Annotated in this window: 14 protein-coding genes; 8 read left to right on the top strand and 6 right to left on the bottom strand. The window is 67.3% G+C overall.

Annotated features, from left to right (window positions below):
* Window positions 1-6 precede the first annotated feature (6 nt).
* Complete coding sequence (locus tag JOF57_RS28790) at window positions 7-786, bottom strand: IclR family transcriptional regulator (RefSeq protein WP_307870117.1); 780 nt, start codon at window positions 784-786, stop codon at window positions 7-9.
* Between the two features lie 156 nt (window positions 787-942).
* Here JOF57_RS28790 and JOF57_RS28795 point away from each other — a divergent pair, with 156 nt between their 5' ends.
* From JOF57_RS28795 to JOF57_RS28805, 3 genes are read left to right on the top strand one after another with little or no spacing between them, the layout of a single operon-like run.
* Window positions 943-1,710 carry a CoA transferase subunit A gene (locus tag JOF57_RS28795; RefSeq protein WP_209922770.1) on the top strand — a complete coding sequence of 256 codons (768 nt, stop codon included), beginning with the start codon at window positions 943-945 and terminating at the stop codon, window positions 1,708-1,710.
* Window positions 1,707-2,363, top strand: a complete 657-nt coding sequence (locus tag JOF57_RS28800; RefSeq protein WP_209922772.1) for a 3-oxoacid CoA-transferase subunit B — start codon at window positions 1,707-1,709, stop codon at window positions 2,361-2,363. The genes JOF57_RS28795 and JOF57_RS28800 overlap by 4 nt, the downstream gene beginning before the upstream one ends.
* 39 nt (window positions 2,364-2,402) lie before the next feature.
* Window positions 2,403-3,773 (top strand): MFS transporter, encoded by a 1,371-nt coding sequence (locus JOF57_RS28805; RefSeq protein WP_209922774.1) that lies wholly within the window; start codon window positions 2,403-2,405, stop codon window positions 3,771-3,773.
* On the opposite strand, the gene JOF57_RS28810 is transcribed toward JOF57_RS28805, so the two are convergent.
* From JOF57_RS28810 to fadD3, 5 genes are read right to left on the bottom strand one after another with little or no spacing between them, the layout of a single operon-like run.
* A complete protein-coding gene (locus JOF57_RS28810) occupies window positions 3,770-4,927 on the bottom strand; it encodes a pyridoxal phosphate-dependent aminotransferase (protein WP_209922775.1) in 1,158 nt (385 codons plus the stop codon). The genes JOF57_RS28805 and JOF57_RS28810 overlap by 4 nt on opposite strands.
* 10 nt (window positions 4,928-4,937) lie before the next feature.
* Window positions 4,938-5,873, bottom strand: a complete 936-nt coding sequence (gene ipdE2 / locus JOF57_RS28815; RefSeq protein ID WP_209922778.1) for an acyl-CoA dehydrogenase IpdE2 — start codon at window positions 5,871-5,873, stop codon at window positions 4,938-4,940.
* Window positions 5,870-6,838, bottom strand: a complete 969-nt coding sequence (locus JOF57_RS28820; protein WP_209922780.1) for an acyl-CoA dehydrogenase family protein — start codon at window positions 6,836-6,838, stop codon at window positions 5,870-5,872. Before JOF57_RS28820 ends, ipdE2 begins: the two co-directional genes overlap by 4 nt.
* Complete coding sequence (locus JOF57_RS28825) at window positions 6,835-7,986, bottom strand: acyl-CoA dehydrogenase family protein (RefSeq protein WP_209922782.1); 1,152 nt, start codon at window positions 7,984-7,986, stop codon at window positions 6,835-6,837. The genes JOF57_RS28820 and JOF57_RS28825 overlap by 4 nt, the downstream gene beginning before the upstream one ends.
* Entirely contained in the window at window positions 7,977-9,557 is a 1,581-nt protein-coding gene (fadD3, locus tag JOF57_RS28830; protein WP_209922784.1) for a 3-((3aS,4S,7aS)-7a-methyl-1,5-dioxo-octahydro-1H-inden-4-yl)propanoate--CoA ligase FadD3, read from the bottom strand. Before fadD3 ends, JOF57_RS28825 begins: the two co-directional genes overlap by 10 nt.
* A 45-nt stretch (window positions 9,558-9,602) precedes the next feature.
* On the opposite strand from fadD3, the gene ipdE1 reads away from it, so the two are divergent.
* The 5 genes from ipdE1 (at window position 9,603) to JOF57_RS28855 (ending at window position 14,884) form a co-directional block, all read left to right on the top strand.
* Entirely contained in the window at window positions 9,603-10,751 is a 1,149-nt protein-coding gene (ipdE1, locus tag JOF57_RS28835) for an acyl-CoA dehydrogenase IpdE1 (RefSeq protein WP_209922786.1), read from the top strand.
* Window positions 10,751-11,539, top strand: coding sequence for a (5R,7aS)-5-hydroxy-7a-methyl-1-oxo-2,3,5,6,7,7a-hexahydro-1H-indene-carboxyl-CoA reductase (ipdF, locus tag JOF57_RS28840; RefSeq protein WP_209922788.1), 789 nt, complete (start codon window positions 10,751-10,753; stop codon window positions 11,537-11,539). The genes ipdE1 and ipdF overlap by 1 nt, the downstream gene beginning before the upstream one ends.
* A 104-nt stretch (window positions 11,540-11,643) precedes the next feature.
* A complete protein-coding gene (locus JOF57_RS28845; protein WP_209922790.1) occupies window positions 11,644-12,321 on the top strand; it encodes a response regulator transcription factor in 678 nt (225 codons plus the stop codon).
* A gap of 5 nt (window positions 12,322-12,326) precedes the next feature.
* Window positions 12,327-13,346, top strand: coding sequence for a HAMP domain-containing sensor histidine kinase (locus JOF57_RS28850; RefSeq protein ID WP_209923811.1), 1,020 nt, complete (start codon window positions 12,327-12,329; stop codon window positions 13,344-13,346).
* Window positions 13,343-14,884, top strand: coding sequence for a DUF4153 domain-containing protein (locus tag JOF57_RS28855; protein WP_209922792.1), 1,542 nt, complete (start codon window positions 13,343-13,345; stop codon window positions 14,882-14,884). Before JOF57_RS28850 ends, JOF57_RS28855 begins: the two co-directional genes overlap by 4 nt.
* Window positions 14,885-14,927 lie beyond the last annotated feature (43 nt).

Consider the following 14,927-nt stretch of genomic DNA (forward strand, 5'->3'; position numbering starts at 1 on the left):
GCTGCGTTACCGCTTGCGCTTGAGCCGCTGGCCGAGAGTGTGTGCAGCAAGCAGCAACGCCTCCCCGAGGGAGGCCTGGCGTTGAGCCCCGAAACGCATCTCCACGCCGGTCAGGCTCAACGCCCACATCGGCTGGCCCAACTCGTTGAACACTGCCGCGCCGATACCCCAGCTGCCCTCGACGATCAGGCCCGGGTTGACGGAATAGCCCTTGATCCGGGTCTGCTGGATCCGGCGTCGAAGCTGGGCGGCCGAGTGCGTCCCGCCCCAATCCACGGTCAGATCAACCCGATCGAGATACGCCGCGATCTCCGGTTCGGGTAGGTGCGCAAGCATGACGATTCCCGCCGACGCGACGCCCAGGGGGAACCTCTTGCCCGGATGCAGCACGTGGGAGCGCAAAGGGAAGCTGCCTTCTTCGGCGCTCACGCAGACCGATTCGTCACCACGGCGGGCAGACAGGAAGGCGCTCTCGCCGGTGTCACGGGCCAGGGCACGGAGGATGTCGGTGGCCAGCGGTGCCGCGTCGTACCGTGCGGCGGCCACCGAGCCCAGTAGGTAGACCTCCGGACCCAGGAACCACAACCCCGAGTCGGGCGCCCGGTCGACGAGGCCTTCGCCGGCCATCGCGGTCAGCATGCGGTGCGCAGTCGCCCGCGGCATATCCGTCGAGCGGGCGAGCTCGGTCGTGGTGACCCCGTCCGAGCGGGCATCGGCGAGCGCGCGCAGAATCGCCGCTGCCCGCGTGATCACCGGAGTGCCGGATCCACCTTCAGCCACAGTCACAGACTGTAGCGTCCACTCAGTGGACGCTACCGCCGTCCGGTGTCACCTGAGCGAACGGAACGCGCCCGGTGGCCGGCCGGAGCTTGCATTGAGCAGTTGATGGTGATGTTCTCGCCTAGGCAAGCGATCCACCGAGCAGACGCAGGAGCATGCAGTATGGCCGGTAAGAAGGTGGCTGACGTCCACGAGGCGGTCGCCGACATCGGCGCCGGCGCCTCGCTGGCCGTCGGAGGATTTGGACTTTGTGGCATCCCTGACAGCCTGATCCAGGCGGTGGCGGATTCCGGCGTCGGAGATCTCTCGGTGTTCTCCAACAACTGTGGTGTCGACGGTGAAGGCCTTGGTGTGCTGCTGGGCCTCGGGCGCATCCGACGCGTGACCGCGTCCTACGTCGGGGAGAACAAGGAGTTCGCGCGGCAGTACCTGGCCGGCGAGCTTGAGGTCGAGTTGACGCCGCAGGGCACGCTCGCCGAGCGGTTGCGCGCTGGCGGGGCCGGTATCCCGGCGTTCTACACCCCGGCCGGGGTGGGCACCCTCGTCGCCGACGGCGGGCTGCCGTGGCGTTACGCGGCCGATGGTTCTGTCGCGGTCGCCTCGCCTCCCAAGGAGACCCGGGAGTTCGACGGCCGTCGGTACGTCATGGAAACCGGCATCAACGCCGACTTCGCGCTGGTGCACGCCGCTGTCGGTGACACCCACGGCAACCTGGTGTTCGACAAGACCGCGATGAACTTCAACCCGCTGGTCGCGATGGCGGGCCGGATCACCATCGCCCAAGTCGAAAAGCTGGTCGAGCCAGGCGAATTGGACCCGGAAGCGGTGCACCTTCCCGGAGTGTTCGTGCAGCGGGTCGTCGAGACCGGACCGCAGAAGCAGCGTATCGAGAAGCGCACCGTGCGCGAGGAGACAGAGGTGTCCGCATGACGGATTCGGTGATCACCAAAGGCTGGAGCCGTGCGCAGATGGCCGCCCGGGCGGCGCGTGAACTGTCCGACGGTCAGTACGTCAACCTCGGAATCGGCCTCCCGACGCTGATTCCCGGCTACCTGGACCCCGATGTTCATGTCACGTTGCACTCGGAGAACGGGATTTTGGGCACCGGCCCGTACCCGACCGCCGATCAGATCGACGCCAATCTCATCAACGCGGGCAAGGAAACCGTCACGGTGCTCCCCGGCGCCGCGTTCTTCGATTCGGCGCTGTCCTTCGGGATGATCCGCGGCGGTCACATCGACGTGGCGGTCCTCGGTGGCATGCAGGTGTCGCGCTTCGGTGACCTGGCGAACTGGATGGTGCCCGGGAAGATGGTCAAGGGCATGGGTGGGGCGATGGACCTCGTCCACGGCGCCGGCCGGGTCATCGTCCTGATGGAACACGTCGACAAATCGGGGCAGCCGAAGATCGTCGAAAGCTGCACGCTGCCGTTGACCGGAGAACGCGTCGTTCATCGGATCATCACCGATCTGGCCGTCATCGACATTTCCGGCGACGGCACGCTGACCCTGGTGGAGGCCGCTCCCGGCCTCACCTTCGACGAGGTTCAAGCTGCCACGGGCGCCGCGCTGATTCAGGGTTAGCCCAACGCGGGGTCGGACCGGCCTGCATACTCACACACCATGTGTGCTGCCGATCGCAAGGGAACTGAGGGCCTCACTGGGTTCTCACCAACCTCCGGCCTGAAACGCGTCGTCATCGCGTCGATGGCCGGCACCGTGGTCGAGTGGTACGAGTTCTTCCTGTACGGCACGGCCGCGACGCTGGTTTTCAGCAAGGTGTTCTTCGCGCAGTCCGGTAGCGATCTGGATGCGATCCTCGCGGCGTTCGTCACCTACGCGGTCGGGTTCGTGGCGCGACCGTTGGGCGGCATCGTGTTCGGCCACTTCGGCGACAAGTACGGCCGCAAGCAGCTGCTGCAGTTCTCGCTCTTGCTGGTCGGTGTCGCAACCTTCCTGATGGGCTGTCTGCCGACGTACGGGCAGATCGGATCTTGGGCGCCGACCCTGCTGGTGGTGCTGCGCTTCCTCCAGGGATTCGCGGTCGGTGGCGAGTGGGGTGGGGCGGTGCTGCTGGTGGCCGAGCACAGTCCCGACCGCAGCCGCGGTTTCTGGGCGAGTTGGCCGCAGGCCGGTGTTCCGGTCGGCAACATGCTGGCCACCGTCGTGCTGCTGGTGCTGACCAGCACCTTGTCGGACGCGGACTTCCTGTCCTGGGGTTGGCGGGTCGCGTTCTGGTTGTCGGCGGTGGTGGTGCTGATCGGCTACTACATCCGCACAAAGGTCACCGATGCGCCGATCTTCGTTGCGGCGCAACAGGAAGCGGAGCAGCTCAAGGCATCGTCGTTCAGCGCAGTGGAAGTGCTGCGGCGTTACCCGCGCGGGGTGGTGACCGCGATGGGCCTGCGTTTCGCCGAGAACATCATGTACTACCTGGTGGTCACCTTCTCCATCACCTATCTGAAGGTGCAGGCGCACGCGGACACCGGCTCGATCCTGCGCTGGCTGTTGGTTGCCCACGCGGTACACCTGGTGGCCATCCCGCTGGTCGGAAGATTGTCGGACCGCATCGGGCGGCGTCCGGTGTACCTGATCGGCACGGTCGCCACCGGCACCTGGGGGTTCTTCGCGTTCCCGATGATGGACAGCACCAACCACCTGGTGATCATGTCGGCCGTGGTGATCGGTCTGCTGTTCCACGCCTTCATGTACGCCCCGCAACCGGCGATGATGTCGGAGATGTTCCCCACCAGGATGCGCTATTCCGGTGTCTCCCTTGGCTATCAGGTAACCGCGATCGTCGCCGGGTCGCTGGCGCCGATCATCGCGGTGCGGCTGCTGGACGTCTACGGCTCATCGGTGCCGATCGCGATCTACCTGGCCGGGGCCTCGGTGATCACTCTGATCGCGGTCTACTTCGCCAGGGAGACCAAGGGCATCGACCTGGCCCAGGTTGATGCTGCTGACCTGAAAGCCGTTGCAGCCTCGAGCTAGGTCAGCCAGGCGCCGATCCGGCGCAGGGCCTCTTCGATGTCGCCGGTCGGGCCGGCGAACGACAGCCGGACATACGAGCCGCCGCGCACGGTGTCGAAGTCGATGCCGGGAGCGATGGCGACGCCGGTGTCGGCCAACAGGTTTGAACACCAGGCCAGTGAGTCGTCGGTGTACTGGCTGACATCGGCGTACACATAGAAGGCGCCGTCGGTCGGGGCCAGCCGATCGATCCCGAGGCTGCGCAGCCCGTCGAGCAGCAGTTGCCGATTGTCGGCGTAGTGCGACAGCAGGCCCTCGGCCTCGGCCAGTGACTCCGGGGTGAACGCCGCCACCGCGGCATGCTGGGCCAGGGCCGGCGGGCAGATGGTGAAGTTGCCGGTGAGCCGGTCCACCGCGCGCTGCAATTCGGTCGGCACCAGCAGCCAGCCCAGCCGCCAGCCGGTCATCGCGAAGTACTTGGAGAAGCTGTTGACCACCACGGCATTCCGCGAGGTCTCCCACGCGCAACTGGTCTTCGGCGCTCCCGGATAGACCAGGCCGTGGTAGATCTCGTCGCTGATCAACCGCACGCCGGTCTGGTCACACCAGCGAGCGATCGCGGCCAATTCGGCGGGCGCGATCACGGTGCCGGTCGGATTGGCCGGGCTGGCGATGATCACGCCGGCCACCGGCGGATCCAGCGCCTCGAGCATGGCGACCGTCGGCTGGAAGCGAGTCTCGGGGCCGCACGGGATCTCGACCACCTCGCAGCCCAGCGCGGTCAGGATGTTGCGGTAGCAGGGGTAACCCGGGCTGGCGATCGCGACCCGATCGCCGGCGTCGAAGCAGGACAGGAAAGTCAGCAGGAATCCGCCCGACGATCCGGTGGTGAGCACCACCTCGTCGACGCTCACCTCGACGTTGTAGTTGCGGTATGACGCGGCGATCTCGGCGCGCAGCTCCGGGATGCCGAGTGTGACGGTGTAACCGAGCGGGCCGTCGCTCAGCGCGGCAACGGCGGCGTCACGTACCGCCGTCGGCGCACCGGCACTGGGCTGCCCGGCCGACAAGTTGACCAGATCCCCGTGCACGCGTTGACGTTCGGCCGCAGCCAGCCACACGTCCATGACGTGGAACGGCGGGATCCCGGCTCGTAGGGCGACATGGTCGGTCATCGGACTGAGGTTAGAACACTTCGGCTTCGAGTCGGCGCAGCTGCTCCCGCGGCGGCCCGAGCAGCTGTGCGCTGCCGTGTGCGCGCTTGAAGTAGAGCTGGATGTCGCTTTCCCAGGTGATCGCGATACCGCCGTGCATCTGGACGGCCTCGGCGGTCACCGCGGACAGCGCCTCGCTGGCGAAGTAGCGGGCCAGGGACGCGTTGGTGGGCGACGGGGCGGCAATGGCGTCGTTGACGACGGCACGCGCCGCCGAAACCTTCACGTACAGGTCGGCCATCCGGTGCTTGAGCGCCTGGAAGCTGCCGATCGCGCGGCCGAACTGCACCCGATCTTTGGTGTAGGCGACCGTGAGGTCCAGGCAGCGTGACGCGGCACCGATCTGCTCGGCGGCCATCAGTAGGGCGGCGGTGTCGGCCAGGCCGGGATCGGCGCCGAGGACAACGGTGTCACCGGGGATCACCGCGGACAGCCGGCGGGTCAGATCCATCGTCGTTTTGGGGGTGGCGGTGAACGTGGTCCAGCGGGTCAGGTTCTCGCCGTCGGCGCCGATGACGACATCGGCCACGTCACCGTTGATGACGTAGTCTGCATCGAAGGCCACGGTGCCGATCGATGCGCCCTCAGCAAGGCCTTCGAGCGGTTCGTGATCTTCGACGGCCAGCAGCGCGAGTTCGGCGAGCGTGGTGCCCAGCAGCGGGGTCGGCACCAGGGCTTTGCCGAGCTCTTCGAGAACCACTGCGGCGTCGGCAAGTTCGCCGCCGGCACCGCCGAGTTCCTCGGGGACCACCAGGGCGGCCGCGCCGACCTGCTCGCACAGCAGGCTCCACAGCTTCGCGTCGTAGCCGCGCTCGGATTCCATGGCGGCGCGCACGGCCTCGGGGGAGGCGTGCTTGTCCACCAGCGCGGCGACGGTTTCGCGCAGCATTTGGCGTTCTTCACTCACGAGATGGCCTCCAGCAGTCGACGACGATGTGCGGTCGGATCGCCCCAGGCACTGCGCAATGCCTGCACACGCAGCAGAGACAGGGACAGGTCGTGTTCCTGGGTGAACCCGATGGCGCCGTGGGTCTGCAGCGCCGAGCGGGCGGCCAGCAGCGCGGCATCGGCAGCGGCCACCTTGGCGGCGCTGACGTCACGGGCGGTGTCGGACGAGCCCTCTGCCAGTGACAGTGCGGCCCCGTAAATCAGCGGACGGGCCAGCTCGACGGCGATGAGCACATCGGCCAGCTTGTGCTTGATGGCCTGGTACGAGCCGATGGTCCGGCCGAACTGGGTGCGCTGCTTGGCGTATTCGACGGACTGGTCCAGCATGGCCTGGCCGGCGCCGACCAACTGGGCGGCGGTGGCCAGCACACCGAACTCGTAGGCCCGCGCGGTGTCGGCGGGCCGGTTGTCGCCGGATGCCGTGACGTCGAACAGCTTTCGGGACGGGTCGACGGAGTCATGGGCGGCACCGCCTTGACCATCAATGCTGGCGTCGCTCACCTTCCCGTCGGCGGCCAGCAGCGTCAGTCCCGCGACATCGGCGTTGACGGCACGCGGTACCAGCGGTGGCATGGCGACGGTGGCGATCAGCTCGCCGGAGGCCAGCGCACTCGAGCGCTCATCGTCCGCCAGAAGAACCGGTGCGACGGCAATGGATTCGGTGACCGGGCCGGGCACCGCCCAGTAGCCCAACCGCTCCAGGGCGACGACGAGGTCGACGGGGCTGGCGTCGATGCCGTCGTACTTCTCGGGCACCAGCAGCGCCGTCACCCCGAGGTCGGTGAGCTGTGACCACACCTTGCGGCCGGGTGCGGTGTCACCGTCACCCCAGGCGCGCACGGCGGCCGGAACATCGGCGGCTGCCAGCGCCGCGTCGATGCTGGCCGCGAAGTCCCGCTGCTGTTCGTCGATCTCGAAGTTCATTTGGCCTTCCCTCCGGCTTCACGCGGTAGGCCGAGCAATCTTTCGGCGATGATGTTGCGCTGGATCTCGTTGGTGCCGGCGTAGATCGGGCCGCCCAGGGCGAACAGCAGGCCTTCGGTCCAGTGATCTACCAGCTCGGCATCCGGACCTTGCATGTCCAGTGCGGTCTGGTGCAGGGCGACGTCCAGGTCGGACCAGAACACCTTGGTCACCGAGGACTCGGCGCCCAGTTCACCGCCGTTGGCCAGTCGGGTCACGGTGCCGAAGGTATGCAGCCGGTAGGCCTGCGCCTTGATCCAGGCGTCGGCGACGCGGTCGGTGAAAATTGAAGCGGAATCGCTCTGCAGTGTTTTCCAATGCGCTACCAACCTTTCGGCAGGAGCCATGAAGCGGGCCGGGCTACGCAGCGACATTCCGCGCTCGTTGCTCGACGTGCTCATCGCCGCGCGCCATCCCTCGTGCACGCCGCCGATGACATCCTGGTCCGGTACGAACACGTCGTCGAGGAAGACCTCGCCGAAGCCGGTGTCCCCACCGAGTTGGGCGATCGGCCGCACGGTGATCCCGGGGGCCTTGAGGTCGAACATGAAGTAGGTCAGGCCCTTGTGGCGTTGCGCCTCCGGATCGGAGCGGAACAGGCCGAATCCGCGTTCACCGAACGGTGCGCGCGAGCTCCAGATCTTCTGTCCGTTGAGCTTCCAGCCGCCGTCGACCTTGGTCGCGGTCGAGCGCAACGAAGCCAGGTCGCTACCCGACTCGGGCTCGGACCAGGCCTGGGCCCAGATCTCTTCGCCGCTGGCCATCTTCGGCAGCACGCGTTGGAGTTGCTCTTCGGTGCCGTGCGCGAACAGCGTGGGCGCCAGCATCGCGGTGCCGTTGGCGCTGGCCCGGCCGGGCGCGCCGGCGTGGAAGTACTCCTCCTCGAAAGCCACCCACTGCAGCAGGGTGGCGTCGCGGCCGCCGTACTCCTTGGGCCAGGCGATCACTGACAGGCCGGCATCGAAAAGCACCTTGTCCCAACGGCGATGCTGCTCGAAACCCTCAAGGGTGTCGTACGACTTCGTCGGGAAGGACTCTCGGTTGGCCGTCAGGAACTCGCGTACCTCGGCCCGGAAGGCCTCGGTATCGTCGTCGAAATTCAGGTCCATTGCACCCCTTCTCGGGTTCCTCTGCTGCGCAGCACCGGTTTGATCACCTTGCCGCCCGGATTTCGCGGCAGCACATCCAAAAACTCAACTGATCGCGGCGCCTTGAAGTTCGCCAGATGCTGACGTGCGTAAGCGATCACGGCGGCCTCATCGAGTGCCACGCCGGGCTTGACCACCACGAAGGCCTTGCCGACCTCGCCCAGACGCTCGTCGGGAACGCCGATCACGGCGGACTCGGCCACCCCGTCCAACCGGGCCAGCACCTGTTCGATCTCGGCCGGGTACACGTTGAACCCGCCACTGATGTACATGTCCTTGAGCCGGTCGGTGATGGTCAGGTTGCCGCGGGCGTCGAGCGTCCCGATGTCGCCGGTGTGCAGCCAGCCCTCGGCGTCGATCGCGGCAGCGGTGGCCTCGGGGTCATCGAGGTAGCCGAGCATGACGTTCGGCCCACGCAGCAGCACCTCACCCGAATCGTCCAGGCGCAGTTCGAAATCGGCGATCGGCCGGCCACAGGTGGTGGCCACGGTCACCGCGTCGTCGTCGGCGCTGCACATGGTGCCGAATCCGGCCGCCTCGGTCAGGCCGTAGGCGGTCAGCACGATGTCGATGTCGAGCTCGGACTGCATCCGCTCGATCAGGACGACGGGGACGACGGCCGCGCCGGTCACCGAGAAGCGCAGCGAGGACAGGTCGTAGTCGGCACGCGTGGGATGGTCCAGCAGGGTGCCGAAGATGGTGGGCGGTCCGGGCAGCACGGTAATGCGCTGTTCGGCAATTGTTTTCAGTACCTGCTCGGGCTTGAACGTCAGCACCGGGTACAGCGTCGCGCCGGTCTGCAGGCAGGCCAGGATGCCGGCCTTGTAGCCGAAGTTGTGGAAGAACGGGTTGATGCACAGGTAGCGGTCGGTGCTGGTGACCTCACCGCACGCGGCCCAGGCGGCCGATCCGTCGAGCGACTGGCGGTGTGCACACAACACGCCCTTGCTCCGTCCGGTGGTGCCGGAGGTGAACAGGATGTCGGAGACGTCGTCGGGCTGCACCGCCGCAGCGCGGGTATCAACGGTCTCCAGGGCGCCGTCCCTGTCGCCACGCGCTACGAACTCGTCCCAGGTCCCGTCGTCTTTCTCGATGGGCACCCGCACGATGTGCCGCAGGGCGGGTAGTGCGGCCCGGTCCAGTTCGGCGGCGCGGTCCGAGCCGAGGAACTCTCCCGAGGCGATCAACAGTGGCGCCTCGGTGCGGGCCAGAATGTCGGTGGCCTCGCTGGCGGTGTAGCGCGTGTTCAACGGCACCATCTGTGCGCCCGCGTAGTGCGTGGCCAGGCAGGCCACCACCCAGTGCCAGGTGTTGGGCGACCAGATCGCCACCCGGTCGCCGGGCGCGACGCCGAGGTCGATCATCGCGGCCGCGGCTTGGCGGACATGGGCGCGCAGTTCCGAATAGGTGAGGCGCTTATCCAAGGTTGGATTGCCGGCTCCGCCGGAGGCGCTGACAAGCGCCTCGTGGTCCGAATACTGCACGGCAACCCGGTCCAGCACCGCTGGAACGGTGCGGCGATCGCTCGTCATCGACTCCCCTAACAAAGCAAGTGCTTGGTAGGTTAGCCTACAGGGGTGATAGAGGTCCAGGAGTTCCGGGCCGAGGTCCGGCAGTGGCTCGCAGACAATCTTGTTGGCGAATTCGCAGCACTCAAGGGCCTGGGTGGACCGGGGCGTGAACACGAAGCCTTCGAAGAGCGGCGCGCGTGGAATCAGCATCTCGCCGCCGCGGGATTGACCTGCCTCGGCTGGCCGGTGGAGCACGGCGGCCGCGGGCTGTCGGTTGCGCATCGCGTCGCCTTCTACGAGGAGTACGCCCGCGCCAACGCGCCCGACAAGGTCAACCACCTGGGCGAGGAACTGCTCGGGCCGACACTCATCGAGTACGGCACCCCCGAACAACAGCAACGGTTCCTGCCCAAGATCCTCGATGTCACCGAGCTGTGGAGCCAGGGCTACTCCGAGCCCAACGCCGGCAGCGACCTCGCGAATGTGGCGACGACGGCCGAGCTGGTCGGCGACGAGTGGCGGATCAACGGCCAGAAAGTGTGGACCTCGCTGGCCCACTGGGCGCAGTGGTGCTTCGTGGTGGCGCGCACAGAGAAGGGCTCCAAGCGGCACGCCGGCCTGTCCTATCTGCTGGTGCCGCTGGATCAGCCGGGCGTCGAGATCCGCCCGATCATCCAGCTGACCGGGGACTCCGAGTTCAACGAGGTGTTTTTCGACGACGCCCGCGCCGACGCCTCGCTGGTCGTCGGTCAGCCCGGTGACGGCTGGCGCGTCGCGATGGGCACGCTGACCTTCGAGCGTGGGGTATCCACGCTGGGGCAGCAGATCCGCTATGCACGTGAGCACTCCAACCTCGTCGAGCTGGCCAAGCGCAGCGGCGCGGCCGACGATCCGTTGATCCGTCAGCGGCTGACCGAGTCGTGGACCGGTCTGCAGGCCATGCGCTCGTATTCCTTGGCCACGATGGATGTCGAGCAGCCGGGACAAGACAACGTGTCGAAGCTGCTGTGGGCCAACTGGCATCGCGAGCTCGGCGAGATCGCCATGGACGTGCAGGGCACTGCCGGGCTGACGCTGGAAGACGGCGAGTTCGACGAGTGGCAGCGGCTCTACCTGTTCTCGCGTTCGGACACCATCTACGGCGGGTCCAACGAAATCCAACGCAACATCATCGCCGAGCGGGTGCTCGGTCTACCCCGAGAGGCCAAGGGCTGATGGATCTGTCGATTGCTCCGAACGAGGTCGAGGGCCACGGCCTGCTCAAGGGCAAGGTCGTCCTGGTCACGGCCGCCGCCGGTACCGGCATCGGCTCGTCCACTGCACGTCGCGCCCTGCTGGAGGGCGCCGACGTCGTGGTGTCCGACTACCACGAGCGGCGTCTGAACGAGACCCGCGATCAGCTGGCCGAGCTCGGCTTGGGCCGGGTCGAGGCCGTCGTGTGTGACGTCACCTCCACCGAGGCAGTCGACGCACTGATCGCCTCATCGGTCGAGAAGATGGGCCGCCTGGACGTTCTGGTCAACAACGCCGGCCTGGGCGGCGAGACGCCGTTGGTCGACATGACCGATGACGAGTGGGACCGCGTCCTGAACGTCACGCTGAACTCGGTGATGCGGGCTACCCGCGCCGCGTTGCGCTACTTCCGCGGGGTTGAGCACGGTGGTGTCATCGTCAACAACGCCAGCGTGCTGGGCTGGCGCGCACAGCATTCGCAGTCGCACTACGCCGCAGCCAAGGCCGGTGTCATGGCGCTGACCCGCTGCAGCGCCGTCGAAGCCGTCGAGTTCGGGGTGCGGATCAACGCGGTCTCGCCGAGCATCGCGCGGCACAAGTTCCTCGAGCGCTCGGCCGACGCGGCCCTGCTGGACCGGCTGTCCTCGGACGAGGCATTCGGCCGTGCCGCCGAGCCGTGGGAGATCGCCACCACCATCGCCTACCTGGCCAGTGACTACTCGAGCTACCTGACCGGCGAGGTCATCTCGGTTTCCAGCCAGCGGGCCTGAGCCCGGAGCTGCGGGAACCGCCCGCAGCTAGCGTGGCGGGTTCTGCACAGGACCTTCACAATCGCTGCCCGGCAGCACCACAACCTGCACTTACAGTCAGAGTTGTGAAGCGAATCCTGGTGGTGGACGACGAGCCGACCATCCTGGCCGCCGTGGCGACGAGACTGCGCGCCGAAGAATTCGCAGTCGAGACGGCAGTCGACGGACCGTCGGCGGTCGAGACCGCCTTGGCGACTTCCCCCGATCTTGTGGTCCTCGACGTCATGCTGCCCGGATTCGACGGGCTGGAGGTGTGCCGGCGAATCCAGGCTCAGCGTGTGGTGCCGGTGCTGATGCTCACCGCGCGCACCGACGAGACCGACATGCTGATCGGCCTCGGGATCGGTGCCGACGACTACCTCACCAAACCGTTCAGCATGCGGGAGTTGGTGGCCCGTATCAGGGTGTTGTTGCGCCGAGTCGATCGGGCCGGCGGACCGGCGCCGCTCTCGGTCGGCGAGTACCGCATCGATCTGGCCGAGCGCAGGGTGCATCAGGGCTCGGGTCACGATGCCGAGGAAATCCACCTGACCCGTACGGAATTCGATCTACTGGCGTTCCTCGCCGGACGGCCGCGCGCGGCGGTGGCCCGTGAGACGCTGCTGGAACACGTCTGGGGCTGGACATCGGAGGTGGAGAGTCGCACCGTCGACAGCCACGTCAAGGCGTTGCGTCGCAAGCTCGGACCCGACCTGATCCGCACCGTCCACGGTGTGGGTTATGCCCTGGAGATCCCGCGGTGAATGGCATTGCCGGGCTGTGGGATCGACTCCCACGCCCGCTCGATCCGTTCGCATCGTTCAAGGTCAAGACCGGCCTGTTGGTGGGCGGGGCGATCCTGCTGGCCTCGTTCACGTTCTGGATAGGTGCGAGCTGGCAGTTCCGCTACGCTCTGCTGGCTGCGCTGGCGACCTCACTGGCCCTCACTCAGTTCCTCGCCCACGGCATGACTTCGCCATTGCGGCAGATGACCACGGCCGCGCGGGCGATGGCCCGCGGTGACTACAGCCGCCGGGTGCGTGCCACCTCGCGCGACGAGATCGGCCAATTGGCTGCGGCATTCAATCAGATGGCGGCCGACCTCGGTGCCGCCGACGAGTACCGGCGTGGGCTGATCGGCAATGTCTCCCACGAGCTTCGTACCCCGATCACCGCGTTGCGCGCGGTGCTGGAGAACGTGGTCGACGGCGTGGCCGAACCCGACGCCAAGACCATGCGGATGGCACTGTCGCAGACCGAACGCCTGGGTGAGCTGGTGACCAATCTGCTGGACCTTTCCCGTATCGAGGGCGGCGCGATTCCGTTGCAGATCAGCCGATTCGGCGTCGACGAATTCTTGCGCGAAGCCGTCGAACACGTCTCGGTATCGGCCGCCGACGTAACGGTTGCGGTGCGGGTGTCGCCGCCCGACCTGGCGGCCGTGGCCGACCCGGCGCGGCTGCGGCAGGTCGTGGTCAACCTGGTGGACAACGCGATTCGGCACAGTCCAGCCGGTGGTCGGGTGATGGTGCTGGCGTCGCGTCACGCGTCGGGTTTGCGGCTCGAGGTGACCGATCAGGGCCCGGGCATCGCGCCGGCCGAGCGGGAGCGGGTCTTCGAGCGGTTCACCCGCGGTGCCACCTCGGACGGAGGAACGGGGCTCGGTCTGGCGATTGCCCGCTGGGCCGTCGAATTGCACGGCGGCACAATCGAAGTACTGGAGATCGGGGCTGGGTGCCGGATCAAGGTCACTCTCCCCGAGCGAACGAAAGCGGGGGAAACGGTATGACGACGGTGGTTCCGGGTTATCCGGGGGCGCATGGGATTGTGCCGCCCCCGCCTCCCTTGATCGGCCCGGCGCTTCCGCGCTACAGCGAGCCGGGCTGGACGGTGTGGTCGCGACGGGTCTGGCCGGTCGATCCGCTGGCCGGCGCGCCCCGCCGGGTGCTGCTGGCGGCCGTATCGGCCGGGCTCGTCGGCACCGCGCTGTGGCGGCCGTCGACACTCAGCATCGGCTACTTCGTGGTGGCGGTCATGGTCTTCGGCGTGGTGTACGGCACTGCGGATCGGCGTCCGTCCCGGCAGGAGTGGGTCGGGGTGGGTTTGACGCTCGCGCTGTTTGCCGTCCCGGGTCTGCTCGCGGCGGATTGGCTCGGCGTGCTGTGCATCATGGCCGGCTGGATCGTCGGCTGGTGCACGTTGTTCGGGGGCCGTACCTGGACAGCGGTTCTCACCGCACCGTTCCTGCCATGGGTACTTGCCGCCCGGGTGGTCCGGTGGGTGCAGCACGCCTTGCCACGTCGCGCCAGCATCCCGAGTCTCAGCCGCATCGTCGTCGTCCTCGGCGTGACAGTGATTCTGGTGCTCGTGTTCGGTGGGCTCTTCGCTGCGGCCGACCCGGCCTTTGCACGCATCTTCGGGAATCTGGTGCCGTCCTTCGACAGCGCCGACTCCACTGCGCGAGTGTTGGTGTTCGGTCTCGTCGTGTTCTTCGTCCTGGCCGGCGCGTATCTGACCCGGTTCCCTCCGCGCCTGGACGTCCTGGCCCCCGCGCCGATGCGGCCGGTGCCGCGCTGGGAGTGGGCCCTGCCGTTGGGCGTGCTCGACGTGCTGTTCCTGGCGTTCGTGGCGGTGCAGGCCACCGTGCTGTTCGGCGGCCACACTCACGTGCTGGAAACCGAAGGGCTGACCTACGCCGAGTACGCCCGGCAAGGGTTCTGGCAGCTGCTGTGGGTGTCGGCGCTGACCCTGCTGGTGCTCAGTGTGGCGATCCGGGTCGCCGGACGGGGCGAAGAAGCCGACCGCCGTCTGCTGCGGGTGCTGGTCGGAATCCTCTGCGCCACCTCGGTTGTCGTGGTGATCTCGGCGATTCACCGGATGTGGCTGTACCAGCAGGCATACGGCTTCAGCACCGAGCGGCTGACGGTGATCACCATCGAGGTGTGGCTCGGGGTGGTGTTCCTGCTCGTCGCGGTGGCCGGGATCCGGATAAGCGGGCGATGGCTGCCCCATGCGGTGCTGGTGACCGGGATCGTGGCGCTGCTCGGGCTGGCGGCGCTCAACCCCGAGCGCCTGGTCGCCGACCGCAACATCGACCGTTTCGAGCAGACCGGTGCGCTCGATGCCAAGTATCTGTCCGGGCTGTCCGCAGATATCGACCCGGCGCTGCACCGGCTGCCTGAGTCCGTACGCGAGTGCGTTACCGCGCGGAAGCGCGACCCCGACCCCTGGTACACCTTCAATCTGTCGCGGGCCCGGGCCGATCGTCCGGTGTCGGGGGAACGGCCCGATTACTGCTCGGCGTACTGGTCGTCCGACTATCGATAGGGCGGCGCGGGCCTAACGTGACCTAGCAAGCGCTTGGTTGCTA

The sequence above is a fragment of the Mycolicibacterium lutetiense genome, from assembly GCF_017876775.1.
GTDB lineage: Bacteria > Actinomycetota > Actinomycetes > Mycobacteriales > Mycobacteriaceae > Mycobacterium > Mycobacterium lutetiense.